Raw genomic sequence first — 20,540 nt, forward strand, 5'->3', positions numbered from 1 at the left:
GGCGAGTGAGGTTCAGTGGCCGACGAAGAGACTCTCCGTGATTACCTCAAGTGGGTAACGACCAACCTGCACGAGACGCGTGAGCGCCTGCGTGAGGTCGAGGAACGCAGCCACGAGCCGATCGCGATCGTCGGAATGGGCTGCCGTTTCCCCGGCGGTGCTCAGAGCCCGGAGGATCTCTGGAGGCTGCTGGCCGCGGGCGGAGACGCGATCGCCGGATTCCCCACCGACCGCGGATGGGACATCGAGGAACTGTACGAACAGGATCCGGACGGCACGTCACATGTGCGCGAGGCCGGGTTCGTACAGGACGCGAGCGGGTTCGACGCGGGCTTCTTCGGGATCAGCCCGCGCGAGGCGGTGGCCATGGACCCCCAGCAGCGGCTGCTGCTGGAGGTCTGCTGGGAGGCGCTGGAGCGGGCGGGGATAGATCCGGTGTCGCTGCGCGGCAGCAAGGCCGGGGTGTTCGCCGGTGCCTCCCTGTCCGGTTACGGCTTCGGGCCGGGCATGGACGAGGACCTGGACGTCCACCTGATGACCGGGACCTCGACCAGCATCATCTCCGGTCGGGTGTCGTACTCGCTGGGCCTGGAGGGTCCGGCGGTGACGGTGGACACCGCCTGCTCCTCGTCGCTGGTGGCCCTGCATCTGGCCTGCCAGGCGGTGCGGTCGGGGGAGTGCTCGCTGGCGCTGGCCGGCGGTGTGACCGTGACCGCCATCCCGATCATCTTCACCCAGTTCTCCCGGCAGCTCGGGCTGGCCCGGGACGGACGGTCCAAGGCGTTCTCGTCGGCGGCCGACGGCATGGGCATCTCCGAGGGCGCGGGGATGGTCGTACTGGAACGGCTCTCCGACGCCCGGCGCAACGGGCATCCGGTGCTCGCGGTGGTGCGCGGCTCCGCCATCAACCAGGACGGTGCGTCCAACGGTCTGACCGCGCCCAACGGCCCCTCGCAGCAGCGGGTGATCCGGGCGGCCCTCGCCAGCGGCCGGTTGTCCCCTGCCGACGTGGACGTGGTGGAGGCACACGGCACGGGCACCCCGCTGGGCGACCCGATCGAGGCCCAGGCGCTGCTCGCCACCTACGGACAGGAGCGCGCCGAACAGGAGCCGTTGTGGCTCGGTTCGGTGAAGTCCAACCTCGGGCACACCCAGGCGGCGGCCGGCATCGCGGGTGTCATCAAGATGGTGCTGTCGCTGCAGAACCAGCAGCTGCCGCGGACGCTGCACGCGGACGAGCCGTCGCCCCATGTGGACTGGTCGGCCGGTGAGGTGCGGCTGCTGAACGAGTCGGTGCCCTGGCCCGCGGGGGAGCGTCCGCGCCGGGCCGGTGTGTCCTCGTTCGGAGTCAGCGGCACCAACGCCCACGTCATCGTGGAAGAAGCCCCGGCCGAGGACGCCGAACCGGCGGAGACGACGGACGAACCGGCCGGTGAGAGCCGTGAGAGCGGTGGCAGCGGTGAGAGCGGTGAGAGTGGTGAGACGGCCGACAGCCCGGCGGTGGTGGAGAGGCCGGTGCTCGCCCACACCGACGGTGCCGGTGTGTGGGTGGTGTCGGGCCGGTCGGCGGAGGGCCTGGCCGGGCAGGCGGCGCGGCTGCGGGAGTGGGTGACCGCGCGGCCCGGGCTGGAACTGGCCGACGTGGCCTGGTCGTTGGCCATGACCCGGTCGGTGTTCGAGCACCGGGCCGTGGTGCGGGGCGGCGACCGGGAGGAGCTGGTGGCCGGTCTGGAGAAGCTGGCCGGCGGGGTCTCCGCGGGGTCGGTCGTCTCCGGGGTCGCGCTGCGGCCCGCACGCGTCGGGTTGATCTTCGCGGGTCAGGGTTCGCAGTGGGTGGGGATGGGCCGGGGGCTGTATGAGGGCAGCCCGGTCTTCGCCGAGGTGTTCGACCGGGTGTGCGGGCTGTTGGAGCTGGAACTCGGTGTGTCGGTGCGGGACGTGGTCCTGGGTGCCGACGGTGTCGATGAGGCTTTGGCGGACCGGACGTTGTATGCGCAGGCGGGGTTGTTCGCCTTTGAGGTCGCTTTGGCTGCGGTGTTGCGGGCGGCTGGTGTGGTGGCGGATGCGGTGGTGGGTCATTCGGTGGGTGAGGTGGCGGCGGCGTATGTGGCGGGTGTGCTGTCGTTGCAGGATGCGGTGCGGTTGGTGGCGGCGCGTGCGCGGTTGATGCAGGCGTTGCCGGGTGGTGGTGCGATGGCGGCGATCGGTGCCTCGGAGGCGGAGGTCGAGCCCGGGCTGACGCCGGGGGTGTCGGTGGCTGCGGTCAATGGTCCGCAGTCGGTGGTGGTCTCGGGTGAGGTCGCCGCGGTGGACGGGATTGTGGAGTTGTGGCGGGAGCGGGGTCGTCGGGTGCGGCGGCTGCGGGTGTCGCATGCGTTCCATTCGGCGGCGATGGATCCGGTCCTGGATGAACTCGGGGCCGTCGCGGCCGAGTTGGAGTACGGGCGGCCGCAGGTGCTGTGGGCGGGTGCGCTGACCGGTGAGCTGGTGGGTGAGTGCGATGGCGGGTACTGGCCGGCGCAGACGCGGCGGGCGGTGCGGTTCGCCGACGCGGTGGGTGCGCTGGCCGAGCAGGGCGTGTCGGTGTTCATCGAGGTCGGCCCCGACGGCTCGCTGTCGGCGCTGGGTCCGGACGCGGTGGCCGGTGTCGGCGGCGAGGAGTGCGTGTTCGTCCCGCTCCAGCGGCGCAAGGAGGACGCCGAGCAGGGTGTGAGCGGTCTGCTGACCGGTCTGGCCCGGGCGTTCGCCAACGGGACGGCCGTCGACTGGGCCGCGCTGCTTCCGGCCGCGAGCCGGGTCGAACTGCCCACCTACGCCTTCCGGCACCAGCGTTACTGGACGCAGGCTGCGGCGGGGCAGACCGCGCAGCTGCCGGCCGCGGGCGGCGACGGCGCGAGCACGCCGGCCGAGGCGCGGCTGTGGGCGGCCATCGAGAACGGGGACCTGGCGCAGATCGCCGACACGCTGGCGGTGGACAGCACCCGCCCGTTCAGCGAGATCCTGCCCGCGCTGGCGTCGTGGCGGCGCCGTGAACGCGACCGCTCCGTCACCGCGAACTGGCGCTACCGCGTGACCTGGGCCCCGGTCGCCGAGCCCGACCCCCGGGTGCTCCCCGGCACCTGGCTCGTCGTGGCACCGGCCGGATCGTCCGACGACGGGACGGTACGCGGATGCGTGGCGGCGCTGCGCGCCCGCGGCGCCGAGGTCGTCATGGCCGAGGCCGCGGCCCAGGCCGTGGAGCGCGCCGACGTGGCCGCACTGCTCGGCCGGACCCTGGAGGGCACCGAGGCGTGCGACGTGGCCGGCGTGCTCTCGCTGCTCGCCCTGGACGCGACGCCGGTGGCCGAGCACCCCGTGGTCACCGTCGGACTGGCGGCGACCCTGGGCCTGGTGCAGGCCCTCGGCGACACCGGGATCGACGCACCCCTGTGGATCCTCACCCGAGGCGCGGTGGCCGCCGGGCCGAGCGAGGTGCCGGCCGGCCCGGTGCAGGCGCAGGCGTGGGGCCTCGGCCGGGTCGTCGGGATGGAACACCCCGAACGCTGGGGCGGACTGGTCGACCTGCCCGCCGTCGTCGACGAGCGGGCCGGCGCACGGCTGGCGGCGGTCCTCGCCGGGTGTGGTGAGGACCAGGTGGCCATCCGGTCGGCCGGCATCCTCGGCCGCCGCCTGACCCGCGCCGCGCAGCCCCGCGACACCGAAACGTCCTGGGCACCCCACGGCAGCGTACTGATCACCGGCGGCACCGGCGCTGTCGCCGGCCACGTCGCACGGTGGCTGACCGGGCGCGGCGCGCCGCGCCTGGTGCTCACCAGCCGCTCCGGGCCCGCGGCCGCCGGTGCCGCGGCCCTGGCCGCGGAACTCGCGGCCGCCGGATCCACGGTCGACATCGTCGCCTGCGACGTGAGCAGCCGCGCGGATCTGTCCGGCGTACTGGCCCGGACCGCGGCCGACGGCCCCGCCGTGTCCTCGGTGATGCACACTGCGGCCGTGCTGGACGACGGCGTGCTGGACCGGCTGTCCGCGCCGCGCCTGGCGACGGCGCTGTCGGCCAAGGCCATGGGCGCGGCCCTGCTGGACGAGCTGACGTCCGGCCTGGACCTGGACGCCTTCGTGCTCTTCTCCTCCTCCGCGGCCACGCTCGGCGCCGCCGGGCAGGGCAACTACGCGGCGGCCAACGCCTTCCTGGACGCCGTCGCCGAGAACCGGCGGGCCCGCGGCCTGGCCGGCCTCTCCGTGGCCTGGGGCGCCTGGGCCGGTGGCGGCCTGGCCGGGGCGAGCGACGCCGCCCGGCACCGGACGGCCCAGGGGCCCATGCCGGCGATGGACCCGCAGCTCGCCGTGCGGGCACTCGGTGAAGCCCTTGACGGACCCGACCCGGTCGTGACCGTGATGGACGTCGACTGGCCGCAACTGGCGTCGGCGCCCGGCGCGGCCGACGTACGGGAGATGCCGCTCGTCCGTGACCTGCCCGAGATCCGCCGGCTGGCCGCCGCGAGCACGGGACCCGAGACCGTGCTGCGCGGTGACGGAGAGCTGGCACGGCGGCTGGCCGGCCTCGGCCGGGCCGAGCAGGAAAGGGCACTGACCGACGTCGTACGCGCCGAGGCGGCCGTGATCCTCGGCTACGCCTCCGCCGAGGGCGTCGAGGCCGGCCGCGCCTTCAGCGACCTGGGCTTCGACTCGCTGACCGCGGTCGAGCTGCGCAACGGCCTGAACGCGGCGACCGGGCTACGACTGCCCTCCACCCTCATCTTCGACTACCCGACCCCGGCCGCGCTCGCCGCGCACCTGCGCACGGAACTGGCGGGAGACCTGGCACCCGAGGCCACGGCGGGTACGGCGGCCCCGGCGGCGCTCGCGGCCCAGGCCGACCCCGGCGAGCCGCTGGCGATCGTCGGCATGGCGTGCCGGTTCCCCGGCGGCGCGAGCAGCCCGGAGGCCTTCTGGGACATGCTGGCCACGGGCGGCGACGCGGTCGGCGGCATCCCGCAGGACCGCGGCTGGGACCTGGAGAGCCTGTTCGACCCGGACCCGGACAACGACGGGACGTCCTACACCCAGCAGGGCGGATTCCTCACCGGAGCAGGGGACTTCGACGCGGGCTTCTTCGGGATCAGCCCGCGGGAGGCCGTGGCGACCGACCCGCAGCAGCGACTGCTCCTGGAGACGTCGTGGGAGGCGCTGGAGCGCGCCGGCATCGACCCGGTGTCCCTGCGCGGCAGCTCCACCGGCGTCTTCGCGGGCGGCTACGGCTCCGGCTACGGCATGGCCGTCGCGCTCACCGGAGACGGAGCATCGGGCCTGGAAGGCCATCTGATGACCGGCAACGCGACCAGCGTGCTGTCCGGCCGCATCGCCTACGCCCTGGGCCTGGAGGGCCCGGCCGTGACGGTGGACACCGCATGCTCCTCCTCGCTGGTGGCGCTCCACCTGGCGAGCCAGGCCGTGCGCTCGGGCGAGTGCTCACTGGCACTGGTCGGCGGCGTCACGATCATGGCGACACCGTGGGAGATCGTGGGCTTCTCCCGGCAGCGCGGGCTCGCGATGGACGGGCGCTGCAAGGCGTTCTCCGCCGACGCCGACGGCATGGGCATGGGTGAGGGCGCCGGCATGGTCGTCGTGGAGCGCCTCTCGGACGCCCTGCGCAACGGACACAAGGTGCTCGCCGTGGTCCGCGGCTCCGCGGTCAACCAGGACGGTGCGTCCAACGGCCTGACCGCCCCCAACGGCCCCTCGCAGCAGCGCGTGATCCGCGCCGCGCTGGCCAACGCCGGGGTGCGCGCGGACGAGATCGACGTGGTCGAGGCGCACGGCACGGGCACCACACTCGGTGACCCGATCGAGGCCCAGGCCCTGCTCGCGACGTACGGCCAGGAGCGGGCCGGGCAGCAGCCGTTGTGGCTCGGCTCGGTCAAGTCGAACATCGGGCACACCCAGGCGGCGTCCGGTGTAGCCGGTGTGATCAAGATGGTGCTGGCACTGCAGCACGGCCGGTTGCCGCAGACGCTGCACGCGGACGAGCCCTCGCCGCACGTGGACTGGTCCGCCGGCGAGGTGGGGCTGCTCACCGAGGCGGTGCCGTGGCCGGCCGGCGACCGCGCCCGCCGCGCCGGTGTGTCCTCGTTCGGGATCAGCGGCACCAACGCCCACGTCATCCTGGAGGAGGCCCCGGCCGGCACCGACGCCACGCACGGCACCGGCGACACCGACGGGCCGGGCACGGCGGCGAAGGCACCCGTGGTGTCGGGTGCCGGAGCGTGGCTCGTGTCGGGCCGTACGCCCGAGGGCCGCACCGCGCAGGCGGGTCGCCTGCGGGAGTGGGTGCTGGACCGCCCGGAGCTGGAACCGGCCGATGTGGCCCGGTCGTTGGCGTCGACCCGGTCCGCCTTCGAACACCGGGCCGTGGTGCTGGGCGCGGACCGCGCCGAGCTGGTGGCGGGTCTGCAGGGCCTCGCGGCCGGGGTGTCGTCGGGCTCGGTGGTGTCGGGTGTGGCTCGTGCGGATGTGCGGGTGGGGCTGGTGTTCGCGGGTCAGGGTTCGCAGTGGGTGGGGATGGGCCGGGGGCTGTATGAGGGCAGCCCGGTCTTCGTCGAGGTGTTCGACCGGGTGTGCGGGTTGTTGGAGCTGGAACTCGGTGTGTCGGTGCGGGATGTGGTTCTGGGTGCCGACGGTGTCGATGGGGCTTTGGCGGACCGGACGTTGTATGCGCAGGCGGGGTTGTTCGCCTTTGAGGTCGCTTTGGCTGCGGTGTTGCGGGCGGCTGGTGTGGTGGCGGATGCGGTGGTGGGTCATTCGGTGGGTGAGGTGGCTGCGGCGTATGTGGCGGGTGTGCTGTCGTTGCAGGATGCGGTGCGGTTGGTGGCGGCGCGTGCGCGGTTGATGCAGGCGTTGCCGGGTGGTGGTGCGATGGCGGCGATCGGTGCGGGCGAGGCCGATGTGGTGGCGAGCCTTGTGGGTGCTGCGGGGGTGTCGGTGGCTGCGGTCAATGGTCCGGAGTCGGTGGTGGTCTCGGGTGAGGTCGCCGCGGTGGACGGGATTGTGGAGTTGTGGCGGGAGCGGGGTCGTCGGGTGCGGCGGCTGCGGGTGTCGCATGCGTTCCATTCGGCGGCGATGGATCCGGTCCTGGATGAACTCGGGGCCGTCGCGGCCGAGTTGGAGTACGGGCGGCCGCAGGTGTTGTGGGCGGGTGCGCTGACCGGTGAGCTGGTGGGTGAGTGCGATGGCGGGTACTGGCCGGCGCAGACGCGGCGGGCGGTGCGGTTCGCCGACGCGGTGGGTGCGCTGGCTGAGCAGGGTGTGTCGGTGTTCATCGAGGTGGGTCCGGACGGGTCGTTGTCGTCCCTGGGTCCGGATGCGGTGGCGGGTGCGGGTGGTGACGAGGGTGTGTTCGTGCCGTTGCAGCGGCGCGACGAGCAGGGTGTCGATGCTCTGGTGGCGGGCCTGGCGCGGGCGTTCGTCCACGGTGTCGCCGTGGACTGGAGCGCGGTGCTGCCGGCGGCGCGGCCGGTGGAGCTGCCGACGTACGCCTTCCGGCACGAGCGCTACTGGCCGCAGGGCGAACTGCACCTGCCGACGGGGGCGGTCGCGGGCGGCGACGGGGCGGGCACCGAGGCCGAGGCGCGGTTCTGGGCCGCCGTCGAGGGCGGGGACCTGACCCGGCTGGCGGACACGCTCGCGCTGGACGGCGACCGTCCGCTGAGCGAGCTCCTGCCGGCGCTGGCGTCGTGGCGCCGCCGCGAACAGGACCGCTCGGTGACGGCCGGCTGGCGCTACCGGACCGGCTGGGCTCCGGTCTCCGAACCCGACTCCCGCGCGCTGTCGGGCGTCTGGCTGGTCGCGGCTCCCGCCACGACGGCCGGCGACCTGGTGCAGGAGTGCGCGGCGGCGCTGCGCAGCCGCGGCGCCGAGGTCGTCGTGGCCGAGGTCGCGGCCGCCACCGTGGAGCGCACCGGCATGGCCGCACAGCTCGGCCGGGCGCTGGAGGGCACCGAGCCGACCGCCGTCTCCGGTGTGCTGTCGCTGCTGGCGCTGGACGAGACGCCGCTGCCCGAGCACCCGGTGGTGGCCGGTGGCGTAGCGGCCACCCTGGCCCTGGTTCAGGGACTCGGCGACGCCGGTATCGAGGTTCCCCTGTGGATCGTCACCCGCGGCGCCGTCGCGGGCGGCCCCGGCGAGGTGCCGGCCGGTCCGGTGCAGGCGCAGGTGTGGGGGCTCGGCCGGGTTGTGGCGCTGGAGCATCCGGACCGGTGGGGCGGGTTGATCGACCTGCCCGCCGTGTTCGACGAGCGTGCCGGGGCCCGGTTGGTGGCGGTGCTTGCCGGGTGCGGTGAGGACCAGGTGGCCATCCGGTCGGCGGGGATCCTCGGCCGCCGGCTGACCCGCGCCGCGCAGCCCCGTGCGCACACCGAGCCCTGGACGCCGCGCGGTACGACGCTGATCACCGGCGGCACCGGCGCGATCGCCGGGCACGTCGCGCGCTGGCTGGCCGAGCGGGGCGCGCCGCGGCTGGTGCTGACCAGCCGCTCCGGCCCCATGGCGGCGGGCGCGGCGGCGACGGCCGCCGAACTGGCCGCCCAGGGCACCCGCGTGGACATCGTGGCCGGCGACGTCAGCGACCGGGCGCAGCTGTCCGCCCTGCTGGCCCGGACCGGATCCGACGGCCCCGCGCTGTCCTCGGTGATGCACACCGCGGGCGCACTGGACGACGGCGTCGTGGACCGGCTCACGGCCGCACGACTGGAGACCGTGCTGGCGGCGAAGGCCACGGGCGCGACCCTGCTCGACGAGCTGACGTCCGGTCTCGACCTCGACGCCTTCGTCCTCTTCTCCTCCTCCGCGGCCACGCTGGGCACGGCGGGCCAGGGCAACTACGCGGCGGCCAACGCCTTCCTGGACGCCGTCGCCGAGAACCGGCGCGGCCGCGGCCTGGCCGGCCTCTCCGTCGCCTGGGGAGCCTGGGCCGGCGGCGGCTTCGCCGAGACCAGCGAGGCCGTGCGCACCCGCGTCAAGCGGGGCGCGATGCCCCCGATGGACCCGCAGCTGGCGGTGCGCGCGCTGGGCGAGGCCCTGGAGGGCACGGACGCCGTCGTGACGGTGATGGACGTCGACTGGGCGCAGCTCGCCGCCGCGCCCGGCGCGGCCGACCTGCGGGAGATGCCGCTCGTCCGCGACCTGCCCGAGATCCGGCGACTGGCCGCCGCGAGCACGGGATCCGAGACCGTGGTGCACGGTGACGGAGAGCTGGCACGGCGGCTGGCCGGCCTCGGCCGGGCCGAGCAGGAGCGGATGCTGACCGACGTGGTGCGGGCCGAGGCGGCCGCGGTGCTCGGCCATGCCTCGGCGGAGGCGGTGCAGGACCGGCGGGCGTTCAAGGACCTGGGCTTCGACTCGCTGACGGCGGTCGAACTGCGCAACCGGCTGAACGCCGTGACCGGGCTGCGGCTGCCTGCCACGCTGGTCTTCGACTACCCGACTCCGGCGGTGCTGGCCGAGTACCTGCGCACCGAGACGACCGGCGGGCAGCCGGGCGCCGCCGAGTCCGCCCCCGTCGCCACTGCCGTCGCCGCCGACGAGCCGCTGGCCATCGTCGGCATGGCGTGCCGCTTCCCGGGAGGCGTGGGCAGCCCGGAGGAGTTCTGGGACCTGCTGGCCTCCGGCGGCGACGCCGTCGGCGCCTTCCCGACCGACCGCGGCTGGGACCTGGACAGCGTCTACGACCCCGACGCGCAGAGCAGCGGCACTTCCTACACCCGGTCCGGCGCCTTCCTGCGGGAGGCCGCGGACTTCGACGCCGGCTTCTTCGGGATCAGCCCGCACGAGGCGCTGGCGATGGACCCGCAGCAGCGACTGCTGCTGGAGACGTCGTGGGAGGCGCTGGAGCGGGCCGGCATCGACCCGGGTGCGCTGCGCGGCAGCGCGACCGGTGTGTTCGCGGGCGGCTTCTCCTCCGGCTACGGCATCGGAATGGCCGTCACCGGCCGGCACGCCTCCGGCGTCGACGGACACCTGATGACCGGCAACGCCACCAGTGTGCTGTCCGGCCGGGTGTCCTACGTGATGGGCCTGGAGGGCCCAGCGGTGACGGTGGACACGGCCTGCTCGTCGTCCCTCGTCGCGCTCCACCTGGCCGCGCAGGCGATCCGGTCGGGCGAGTGCTCGCTGGCTCTCGCCGGCGGTGTCACCGTCATGGTGACGCCGAGCACCTTCATCGACTTCTCCCGGCAGCAGGGCCTGTCGGCCGACGGCCGCTGCCGCGCGTTCTCGGCGGACGCCGACGGCACCGGCTGGGCCGAGGGCGTGGGCATGCTCGTCGTCGAGCGGCTGTCCGACGCGCAGCGCAACGGACACCAGGTGCTGGCCGTCGTGCGCGGCACCGCGGTGAACCAGGACGGCGCCTCCAACGGCCTGACGGCCCCGAACGGCCCCTCGCAGCAGCGGGTCATCCGCGCCGCCCTGGCCAACGCCCGGCTGTCGCCGGCCGACGTGGACGTCGTCGAGGCGCACGGCACCGGAACAAAGCTGGGCGACCCGATCGAGGCGCAGGCGCTGCTCGCCACCTACGGGCAGAACCGCCCGGAGGACCGGCCGCTGTGGCTCGGTTCGGTGAAGTCCAACATCGGGCACACGCAGGCCGCGGCCGGTGTCGCGGGTGTGATCAAGATGGTGCTGGCGCTGCAGCACGGGCAGGTGCCGCAGACGCTGTACGCGGACGAGCCGTCGCCGCACGTGGACTGGTCCGCCGGCGAGGTGAAGCTGCTCGCGCAGCCGCTGCCGTGGCCGGTCGACGGCCGGGTCCGCCGGGCCGGTGTCTCCTCGTTCGGCCTGAGCGGCACCAACGCGCACGTCATCGTCGAGGAGGCCCCCGGGTCCACCGGGGCGGACATGCCCGTGGACCCGACCGGCAGCGGCGAGGGACACACCACCGCGGTCCTCGGGACCGCCGGCCCGAACGCCTGGGTGGTCTCGGGCCGTTCGCCCGAGGGCCGCACCGCGCAGGCGGGTCGCCTGCGGGAGTGGGTCCGCGCCCGGCCCGGGCTCGAACCGGCCGACGTCGCCTGGTCGTTGGCGACCACGCGGTCCGCCTTCGAACACCGCGCGGTCGTGCTGGGCGCGGACCGCGCCGAGCTGGTGGCGGGTCTGCAGGGCCTCGCCGCCGGGGTGTCGTCGGGCTCGGTGGTGTCGGGTGTGGCTCGTGCGGATGTGCGGGTGGGGCTGGTGTTCGCGGGTCAGGGTTCGCAGTGGGTGGGGATGGGCCGGGGGCTGTATGAGGGCAGCCCGGTCTTCGTCGAGGTGTTCGACCGGGTGTGCGGGTTGTTGGAGCTGGAACTCGGTGTGTCGGTGCGGGATGTGGTTCTGGGTGCCGACGGTGTCGATGGGGCTTTGGCGGACCGGACGTTGTATGCGCAGGCGGGGTTGTTCGCCTTTGAGGTCGCTTTGGCTGCGGTGTTGCGGGCGGCTGGTGTGGTGGCGGATGCGGTGGTGGGTCATTCGGTGGGTGAGGTGGCGGCGGCGTATGTGGCGGGTGTGCTGTCGTTGCAGGATGCGGTGCGGTTGGTGGCGGCGCGTGCGCGGTTGATGCAGGCGTTGCCGGGTGGTGGTGCGATGGCGGCGATCGGTGCCTCGGAGGCGGAGGTCGAGCCCGGGCTGACGCCGGGGGTGTCGGTGGCTGCGGTCAATGGTCCGGAGTCGGTGGTGGTCTCGGGTGAGGTCGCCGCGGTGGACGGGATTGTGGAGTTGTGGCGGGAGCGGGGTCGTCGGGTGCGGCGGCTGCGGGTGTCGCATGCGTTCCATTCGGCGGCGATGGATCCGGTCCTGGATGAACTCGGGGCCGTCGCGGCCGAGTTGGAGTACGGGCGGCCGCAGGTGTTGTGGGCGGGTGCGCTGACCGGTGAGCTGGTCGGTGAGTGCGATGGCGGGTACTGGCCGGCGCAGACGCGGCGGGCGGTGCGGTTCGCCGACGCGGTGGGTGCGCTGGCCGAGCAGGGCGTGTCGGTGTTCATCGAGGTGGGTCCGGACGGGTCGTTGTCGTCCCTGGGTCCGGATGCGGTGGCGGGTGCGGGTGGTGACGAGGGTGTGTTCGTGCCGTTGCAGCGGCGCGACGAGCAGGGTGTCGATGCTCTGGTGGCGGGCCTGGCGCGGGCGTTCGTCCACGGTGTCGCCGTGGACTGGAGCGCGGTGCTGCCGGCGGCGCGGCCGGTGGAGCTGCCGACGTACGCCTTCCGGCACGAGCGCTACTGGCCGGAAGGCGTCCTGGCCCTGCCGAAGCCGGGCCAGGACACGGACGGCACCGGTACCGGCACGGTGGCCGAGGCACAGTTCTGGGCGGCCGTGGAGGGCGAGGACCTGACACGGCTCCCCGACACGCTCGCGGTGGACGGCGGACGTCCGTTCCACGAGGTGCTGCCCGCCTTGGCGTCCTGGCGGCGCCGCGAGCGGGACCGGTCGGTGACCGCGGGCTGGCGCTACCGGGTGACCTGGGCGCCGGTCGCCGAGCCCGACCCACGGGTGCTGTCCGGGACCTGGCTGCTCGTGGCTCCCGCCGCACCGGCCGAGGACGACGCGACGCAGCGGTGTGCGGCGGCGCTGACCGCCCGCGGGGCCGAGGTCCTGGTGGCCGCGGTCCCGGCGGAGGCCGTGCACCGGACCGACCTGGTCGCCGTACTGGGTGCGGCACTGCACGGCGTGGAGCCCGCCGGGGTCGCGGGCGTGGTGTCGCTGCTCGCGCTGGACGAAACACCGCTGCCGGCGCACCCGGTGGTGGCCGGGGGACTGGCGGCGACGCTGGCCCTGGTGCAGGCCCTCGGTGACACCGGTGTGGCCGCGCCGCTGTGGCTGCTCACCCGTGGCGCGGTCGCGGCCGGTCCGGGCGACGGACCGAACGGTCCGGTGCAGGCGCAGGTGTGGGGGCTCGGCCGGGTCGTGGCGCTGGAGCATCCGGACCGGTGGGGCGGGTTGATCGACCTGCCCGCCGTGTTCGACGAGCGTGCCGGGGCCCGGTTGGTGGCGGTGCTTGCCGGGTGCGGTGAAGACCAGGTGGCCATCCGGTCGGCGGGGATCCTCGGCCGCCGGCTGACCCGCGCCGCGCAGCCCCGTGCGCACACCGAGCCCTGGACGCCGCGCGGTACGACGCTGATCACCGGCGGCACCGGCGCGATCGCCGGGCACGTCGCGCGCTGGCTGGCCGAGCGGGGCGCGCCGCGGCTGGTGCTGACCAGCCGCTCCGGGCCCGGCGCGCAGGGCACCGCCGCACTGGCCGCCGAGCTGGCCACGCGGGGTACCCGCGTCGACGTGGCCGCCTGTGACGTCAGCGACCGTGCGGACCTGTCCGGCCTGGTGGCGTGGACCGGGACCAACGGCCCCGCGCTGTCCGCGGTGATGCACACCGCGGGTGTCCTGGACGACGGCGTGGTGGACCGGTTGTCGGCGCCGCGGCTGGCGACCGTGCTGGGCGCCAAGGCCGCGGGCGCCGCCCTGCTGGACGAGGTGACCGCGGACCTGGACCTCGAAGCGTTCGTCCTGTTCTCGTCCGCCGCGGCCACGCTGGGCACGGCCGGACAGGGCAACTACGCGGCGGCCAACGCCTTCCTGGACGCCCTCGCCGAGAACCGGCGCGCCCGCGGGCTGACCGCGCTGACGGTGGCCTGGGGAGCCTGGGCCGGCGGCGGCTTCGCCGACACCAGCGACACGGTCCGTGCCCGCGTCAAGCGGGGCGCGATGCCGGCGATGGACCCGCAGCTGGCGGTGCGCGCGCTGGGCGAGGCCCTGGCCGGCCCGGACGCCGCGGTGACGGTGATGGACGTCGACTGGGCGCAGCTGACCGCGGCGCCCGGCGCGGCGGACCTGCGCGGGACGGCGCTGCTCCGGGACCTTCCGGAGCTGCGCCGGCTCGCCACCGCGGTCCCGGCCGCCGGTGACGTGGTGCGTGGCGAGGGCGAGTTGGCGGGGCGGCTGGCCGGGCTGGGCCGGGCCGAGCAGGAGCGGATGCTGACCGACGTGGTGCGGGCCGAGGCGGCCGCGGTGCTCGGCCATGCCTCGGCGGAGGCCGTGGAGGACCGGCGGGCGTTCAAGGACCTGGGCTTCGACTCGCTGACGGCGGTCGAGCTGCGCAACCGGCTGAACGCGGTCACCGGGGTGCGGCTGCCGGCCACGCTGGTCTTCGACTACCCGACTCCGGCCGCTCTCGCCGAGTTCCTGCGGGGCGAGCTGACCGGGGACCCGGCCGGTGCCGGTGCGGCGCCGGTCGTTGCGGCCGCCGCGGTCGTGGACGAACCGCTGGCGATCGTCGGCATGGCATGCCGCCTGCCGGGCGGCGCCGCCACCCCGGAGGAGTTCTGGGACCTGCTGGCCTCCGGCGGCGACGCCGTCGGTGCCTTCCCGACCGACCGAGGCTGGGACCTGGACAGCGTCTACGACCCGGATCGGGGGAGCGAGGGCACCTCGTACACGCAGGCGGGTGCGTTCCTGCAGGATGTGGCGGACTTCGACGCCGGGTTCTTCGGGATCAGCCCGCGTGAGGCGCTGGCGATGGACCCGCAGCAGCGGCTGCTGCTGGAGACGTCGTGGGAGGCGCTGGAGCGGGCCGGGATCGACCCGGGCGTGCTGCGCGGCAGCGCGACCGGTGTGTTCGCCGGTGGCTTCTCCTCCGGCTACAGCCTCGGCGTGACCCTCGCGGGCGGCAGCGGAGCGGCCGGGGTGGAGGGCCACCTGCTGACCGGCAACGCGACCAGCGTGCTCTCCGGCCGGGTGTCGTACGCGCTGGGTCTCGAAGGTCCCGCGGTGACGGTGGACACGGCCTGCTCGTCGTCCCTGGTCGCGCTGCACCTGGCCGCGCAGGCGCTGCGGTCCGGGGAGTGCTCGCTGGCGCTGGCCGGCGGTGTCACGGTGCTCGCGAGCCCGGGGATCTTCATCGACTTCTCCCGGCAGCAGGGGCTGTCGGTGGACGGCCGCTGCCGTGCCTTCTCCGCGGACGCGGACGGCACGGGCTGGGCCGAGGGCGTGGGCATGCTCGTCGTCGAGCGACTGTCCGACGCCCGGCGCAACGGCCACAAGGTGCTGGCGGTGGTGCGCGGGTCGGCGGTGAACCAGGACGGCGCGTCCAACGGTCTGACAGCCCCGAACGGCCCCTCGCAGCAGCGGGTCATCCGCGCCGCCCTGGCCAACGCCCGCCTGTCGGCCGCCGATGTGGACGTGGTGGAGGCGCACGGCACCGGCACCACGCTCGGCGACCCGATCGAGGCCCAGGCACTGCTCGCGACCTACGGCCAGGACCGGCCCGAGGACCGGCCGCTGTGGCTGGGGGCCGTGAAGTCGAACATCGGGCACACGCAGGCCGCGGCCGGCGTGGCCGGTGTCATCAAGATGGTGCTGGCGCTGCAGCACCAGCAGCTCCCGCAGACCCTGCACGCCGGCGAGCCCTCGCCGCACGTGGACTGGTCCGCCGGCGGCGTAAGGCTGCTGACGGAGCCGATGCCGTGGCCGGCCGACGGGCGGGTACGGCGGGCGGGCGTGTCCTCGTTCGGCATGAGCGGCACCAACGCCCACCTCATCCTCGAAGAGGCCCCCGAGCCCGCCGGGACCGGGGCTCCCGCACCCACTACGGGCAGCGGAGAACGGGAAGCCCCCGCGGTGGTCGATGCCGGCGCGGCCGGCGCCTGGCTGGTGTCGGGCCGTTCGGCCGAGAGCCTGACGGCGCAGGCGGCCCGGCTGCGCGCCTGGGTCGCGGAGCGGCCGGAGGCGGAGCCGGCGGACGTGGCGTGGTCGCTGGCGACCACGCGGTCGACGTTCGAGCACCGGGCGGTCGTGGTCGGTGGTGACCGCGGTGAGCTGATGTCCGGACTGGAGAGCCTGGCCGCGGGGATCCCCGTCGGTTCGGTCGTCTCGGGCGTGGCCCGGTCCGGCGCGCGGGTGGCGTTCGCCTTCGCCGGCCAGGGGTCGCAGTGGGTCGGCATGGGCCGCGAACTCGCCCGGGTCAGCCCGGTGTTCGCGGCGCGGCTGGCCGAGTGCGAGCAGGCGCTCGCCCCCTACGTGGACTGGTCGCTGAGCGATGTCCTCGCCGGAGCGCCGGGTGCGCCCGAGATGGAGGCGGCGGATGTCGTCCAGCCCGCGCTGTGGGCGGTGATGGTGTCGCTTGCGGCGGTGTGGGAGGCCGCGGGCGTGGTCCCGGACGCGGTGGTCGGTCACTCGCAGGGTGAGATCGCCGCGGCGACGGTGGCCGGCATGCTGAGCCTTGAGGACGCTGCCAAGGTGGTGGCATTGCGCTCGCAATCACTGAGGGTGCTGGCCGGCGCCGGTGGAATGCTGTCGGTTTCGCAGTCCGCATCAGCTGTCGAGGAGCGCCTCCCCCGTTGGCAGGGTCGGCTCTCGTTGGCTGCTGTGAACGGTCCGGCGGCGGTGGTGGTGTCCGGTGAGCCGGAGGCTCTCGAGGAGCTGCAGGCCGAGCTGGAGGCCGAGGGTGTCCGGGCGCGGATGGTCGCGGTGGACTACGCCTCGCACTCCGCCCAGGTGGACCGGCTGGAGACGGAGATCGTCTCCGTCCTGGCCGGGATCGCCCCGCGCCAGGGCCGGGTGCCGATGGTCTCCGCGATGACGGGCGAGACCCTCACCGGCCCCGAGCTGGATGCCCAGTACTGGTACGCGAGCCTGCGGGCACCGGTGCACTTCGACCGGGCCGTGCGCGTGCTGGCCGGCCTGGGCCATCAGGTCTTCCTCGAAGTGACCCCGCACCCGGTGCTGATGGGTGCGATGAACGAGACGCTGGAAGAGGTCGCGCAGGAGGCAGGCCCGGGCACCACGGCCGGTGCCGTCTGCGGGACGCTGCGCCGCGACGACGGCGGCACGACGAGACTGGTCACCTCGCTCGCCGAGGCGTTCGTGCAGGGCGTGCCCGTCGACTGGAGCGCGGTGCTGCCGGCCGGCGAGCAGGTGGAGCTGCCGACGTACGCCTTCCGGCACGAGCGGTACTGGCCGCAGGGGGTGCTGGCCCTGCCGGTGCCGGGCCAGGACGCGGTGTCGCTGGGCCTGGGGACGGTGGACCACCCGCTGCTGGGTGCGGCGGTGGAGCTGGCCGGCGGCGCCGGGCTGGTGTGCACGGGCCGGCTGTCGCTGCGTACGCAGCCCTGGCTGGCCGACCACGTCGTGGACGGCGTGGTGCTGCTGCCCGGCACGGGCTTCCTGGAACTGGCGGTACAGGCCGGCGACCAGGTCGGCTGCGGTCTGCTGGAGGAACTGACGCTGCAGGCACCGCTGGTGCTGCCCGGCGACGGCCGTGGGGTCCAGATACAGGTCGTGGTGGCCGCCGCCGACGGTGACGGACGGCGCACGATCGAGGTCTTCTCCCGCTCCGACGAGCCCGGAACGCAGCAGGAGTGGGTGCGGCACGCCGGCGGTGTGGTGGCACCCGCCGCGCCGGCCGCAAAGCCGGACGAGGACCTGCGGGTGTGGCCGCCGCGGGACGCGGTCCCGGTGGACGTCGGCGACGTCTACGCGGTGCATCTTGCGGACGTCTACGGACCGTCGTTCCAGGGACTGCGCGCGGCCTGGCGGCGCGGTGAGGACATCTTCGCCGAGGTGGCGCTGCCGGAGGCCGTGGCCGAGGACGCGGGAGCGTTCGGCCTGCACCCGGCCCTGCTCGACGCGGCGCTGCACTCCGCGGTCCTGGCGGATGCCGGCTCGGACCCGGAGGGCGAGCCGGGTCAGGTGCGGATGCCGTTCGCCTGGACGGGTGTGGACCTGCACGCGAGCGGAGCCTCGGTGCTGCGGGCCCGGCTGCGGCGCAACGGCCAGGGCGGCCTGGCGCTGACGGCCGCGGACGCCGCGGGGGCCCCGGTGGTGTCCGTGGCGTCGCTGGTCAGCCGTCCGGTGTCGGCAGGCCGGCTGCAGACCGCGCAGGCCGAGGTGGCGGACGCGCTGTTCGCGGTGGAGTGGGCTCCGGTCGCCGAGGCCGCGGTTCCGTCCGGTGACTGGGCTCTGATCGGCGCCGACCACTTCGGGCTGGTCGGGGAACTGACCGCGGCCGGGGTGGCCGTGCGTTCCTTCGCCGGCCTGGCCGAGGTCGCCGCCGCCACCGAAGCGGGCGAGATCGCCCCGCGGGCGGTGCTGGTCTGCGCAGGCACCCTGCCCACCGGCAGCGACGACGAGACCGGCAGCGAAACCGGCCACGGGGCCGACTCCGGCACCAAGACCGGGGCCGACTCCGGCACCGAGACCGGGGCCGACTCCGGCACCGAGACCGGAGCCGGCATCGGCATCGGCGTCGACGGCGGTGCCACAGTGGCCGAAGTGGCCCGGCGGGCCGCCGGTGACGCGCTCGGGCTGGCGCAGGAGTGGCTGGACGAACAGCGCCTGGAATCGGCGCAGTTGGTGGTCGTCACCCGCGGTGGCGTGGCCGCCGCGACCGGCGCGGGCGTGTCGGATCTGCCGGCCGCCGCGGTCTGGGGGCTGCTGCGCTCGGCGCAGTCGGAGAACCCCGGCCGACTGGTCCTCGTGGACCTCCCGGCCGAGGACGCCGACCGTCGGATCGCGGTGCTGCCGTCCGTGCTGGACAGCGGAGAACCGGAGCTGGCGATCCGGGACGGGGCCGCCCTCGGGCGGCGGCTGACCCGTCCGAGTGGCGCTCTGGCCGCGGTTGAACACTCCGCGAGCCCGCACGCCGACGCCCCGCGGTCGCTGCTGGTGACCGGTGGAACAGGGACGCTGGGCGGTCTGGTGGCCCGGCATCTGGTGGTGACGGGTCGTGCGGGCGGTGTGGTGCTGCTCAGCCGCTCCGGACCGGCTTCCGCCGATGTGGTGGCGCTGGCCGCGGAGTTGGCGGCGCTCGGTGCATGGGTGCGGGTGCTGGCGTGTGATGTGGCGGACCGCGCCGCGCTGGCCGCGGTGCTGGAGGCTGTGCCGGCCGACTGCCCGCTGGGCTCGGTCTTCCACGCGGCGGGGATCATCGACGACGGGATCATCACGACGCTGACGCCCGAGCGGGTGGCCGCGGTCATGCGACCCAAGACCGACGCGGCCTGGCACCTCCACGAACTCACCCAGGACATGGACCTGGAGCACTTCGTGCTGTTCTCCTCCGCGGCGGCAGCACTCGGAGCGACCGGCCAGGGCAACTACGTCGCGGCCAACTCCTTCCTGGACGCCCTGGCGCACCACCGGCGGGCGGCGGGCCTGGCAGGCCTGTCCCTGGCATGGGGCCCCTGGGCACCCGAGGCGGGCATCGGCCGCAACCTGGGCGAGCAACTGCTCTCCCGGATCAGCCGGTCGGGAATCGCGGCCCTCGGCGCCGAAGAGGGCCTGGTCGTGATGGACACGGCGCTCGCCCGTGACGAGGCGCTGCTGGTGCCCGCCCGCCTGGACCTCGCCGCGCTACGAGCCCAGGTGGCCCGCAGCGCGGAGATCCCGCCGCTCTGGCGGGTACTGGCCGGAAGCCCCGCACGGCGCACGGCGGCCGCCCACACGGCCGCGACCGGAGCGGATGCCGCCGAGGCATTGCGCGGCCGGCTGGCGTCGGTGTCGGCCGCGGAGCGGGACCGGGTGCTGCTGGATCTGGTGCGTGCGCACGTCGCCGCGGTGCTCGGGCATGCCTCCGCGGAGGCGATCGAGGCCGGCCGCGCCTTCACCGACCTGGGCTTCGACTCGCTCACCGCGGTGGATCTGCGCAACCGGCTGCGGACCGAGACCGGGCTGCGGCTGCCGGCCACGCTGGTCTTCGACTACCCCACCCCGATTGCGCTGACCGGTCTGCTGCGCACGGAGCTGACGGGGGACCTGCCCGCTGCCGCCGAGCCCGTCCGTCCGACGGCCGCGGTGGCGGACGAGCCGGTCGCGATCGTGGGCATGGCGTGCCGGTTCCCGGGCGGTGCGGCCAGCCCCGAGGAGCTGTGGGAGCTGCTGGCTTCGGGCTCGGACGCGATCGGGGCGTTCCCGCAGGACCGCGGCTGGGACATCGAGTCCCTCTACGACCCCGACTCGGAACGCGCGGGAACGTCGTACACACGGGCGGGCGGCTTCGTTCAGGACGTCGGCCGATTCGACCCCGGGTTCTTCGGGATCAGCCCGCGTGAGGCGCTGGCGATGGACCCGCAGCAGCGACTGCTGCTGGAGACGTCGTGGGAGGCGTTCGAACGGGCCGGCATCGACCCGGCGACGCTGCGCGGCAGCCAGACCGGTGCCTTCGTCGGCGGCTACCCGTCCGGCTACGCAGGGATGAGCCTGGAGAGCGAAGAGGACTCCGAAGGCATATCCGGGCATTTGATGACCGGGAATGCGACGAGTGTGCTGTCGGGTCGGTTGTCGTACACGTTCGGTCTTGAGGGGCCGGCGGTGACGATGGATACGGCGTGTTCGTCGTCGTTGGTGGCGTTGCATCTGGCGTGTCAGGCGGTCCGGGCGGGTGAGTGTTCGCTGGCGTTGGCGGGTGGTGTGACGTTGATGGCGACGCCGGACGGGTTCGTGGCGTTTTCGCAGGCTCGTGGTCTGGCGGTGGACGGGCGGTCGAAGGCGTTTGCGGCGGCGGCGGACGGTATGGGCATGGCGGAGGGTGTCGG

1 protein-coding gene is annotated in these 20,540 nt (G+C 74.6%); it reads left to right on the forward strand.

Annotated elements, in window-relative coordinates; translation table 11 throughout:
* Window positions 1-15: 15 nt before the first annotated feature.
* Window positions 16-20,540, forward strand: a 20,525-nt coding sequence (locus ACZ7P3_RS41045) for a type I polyketide synthase (protein ID WP_472089774.1), incomplete at its 3' end; no start/stop codon positions are given.

It is taken from the genome of Streptomyces sp. NPDC107581 (genome assembly GCF_055657175.1).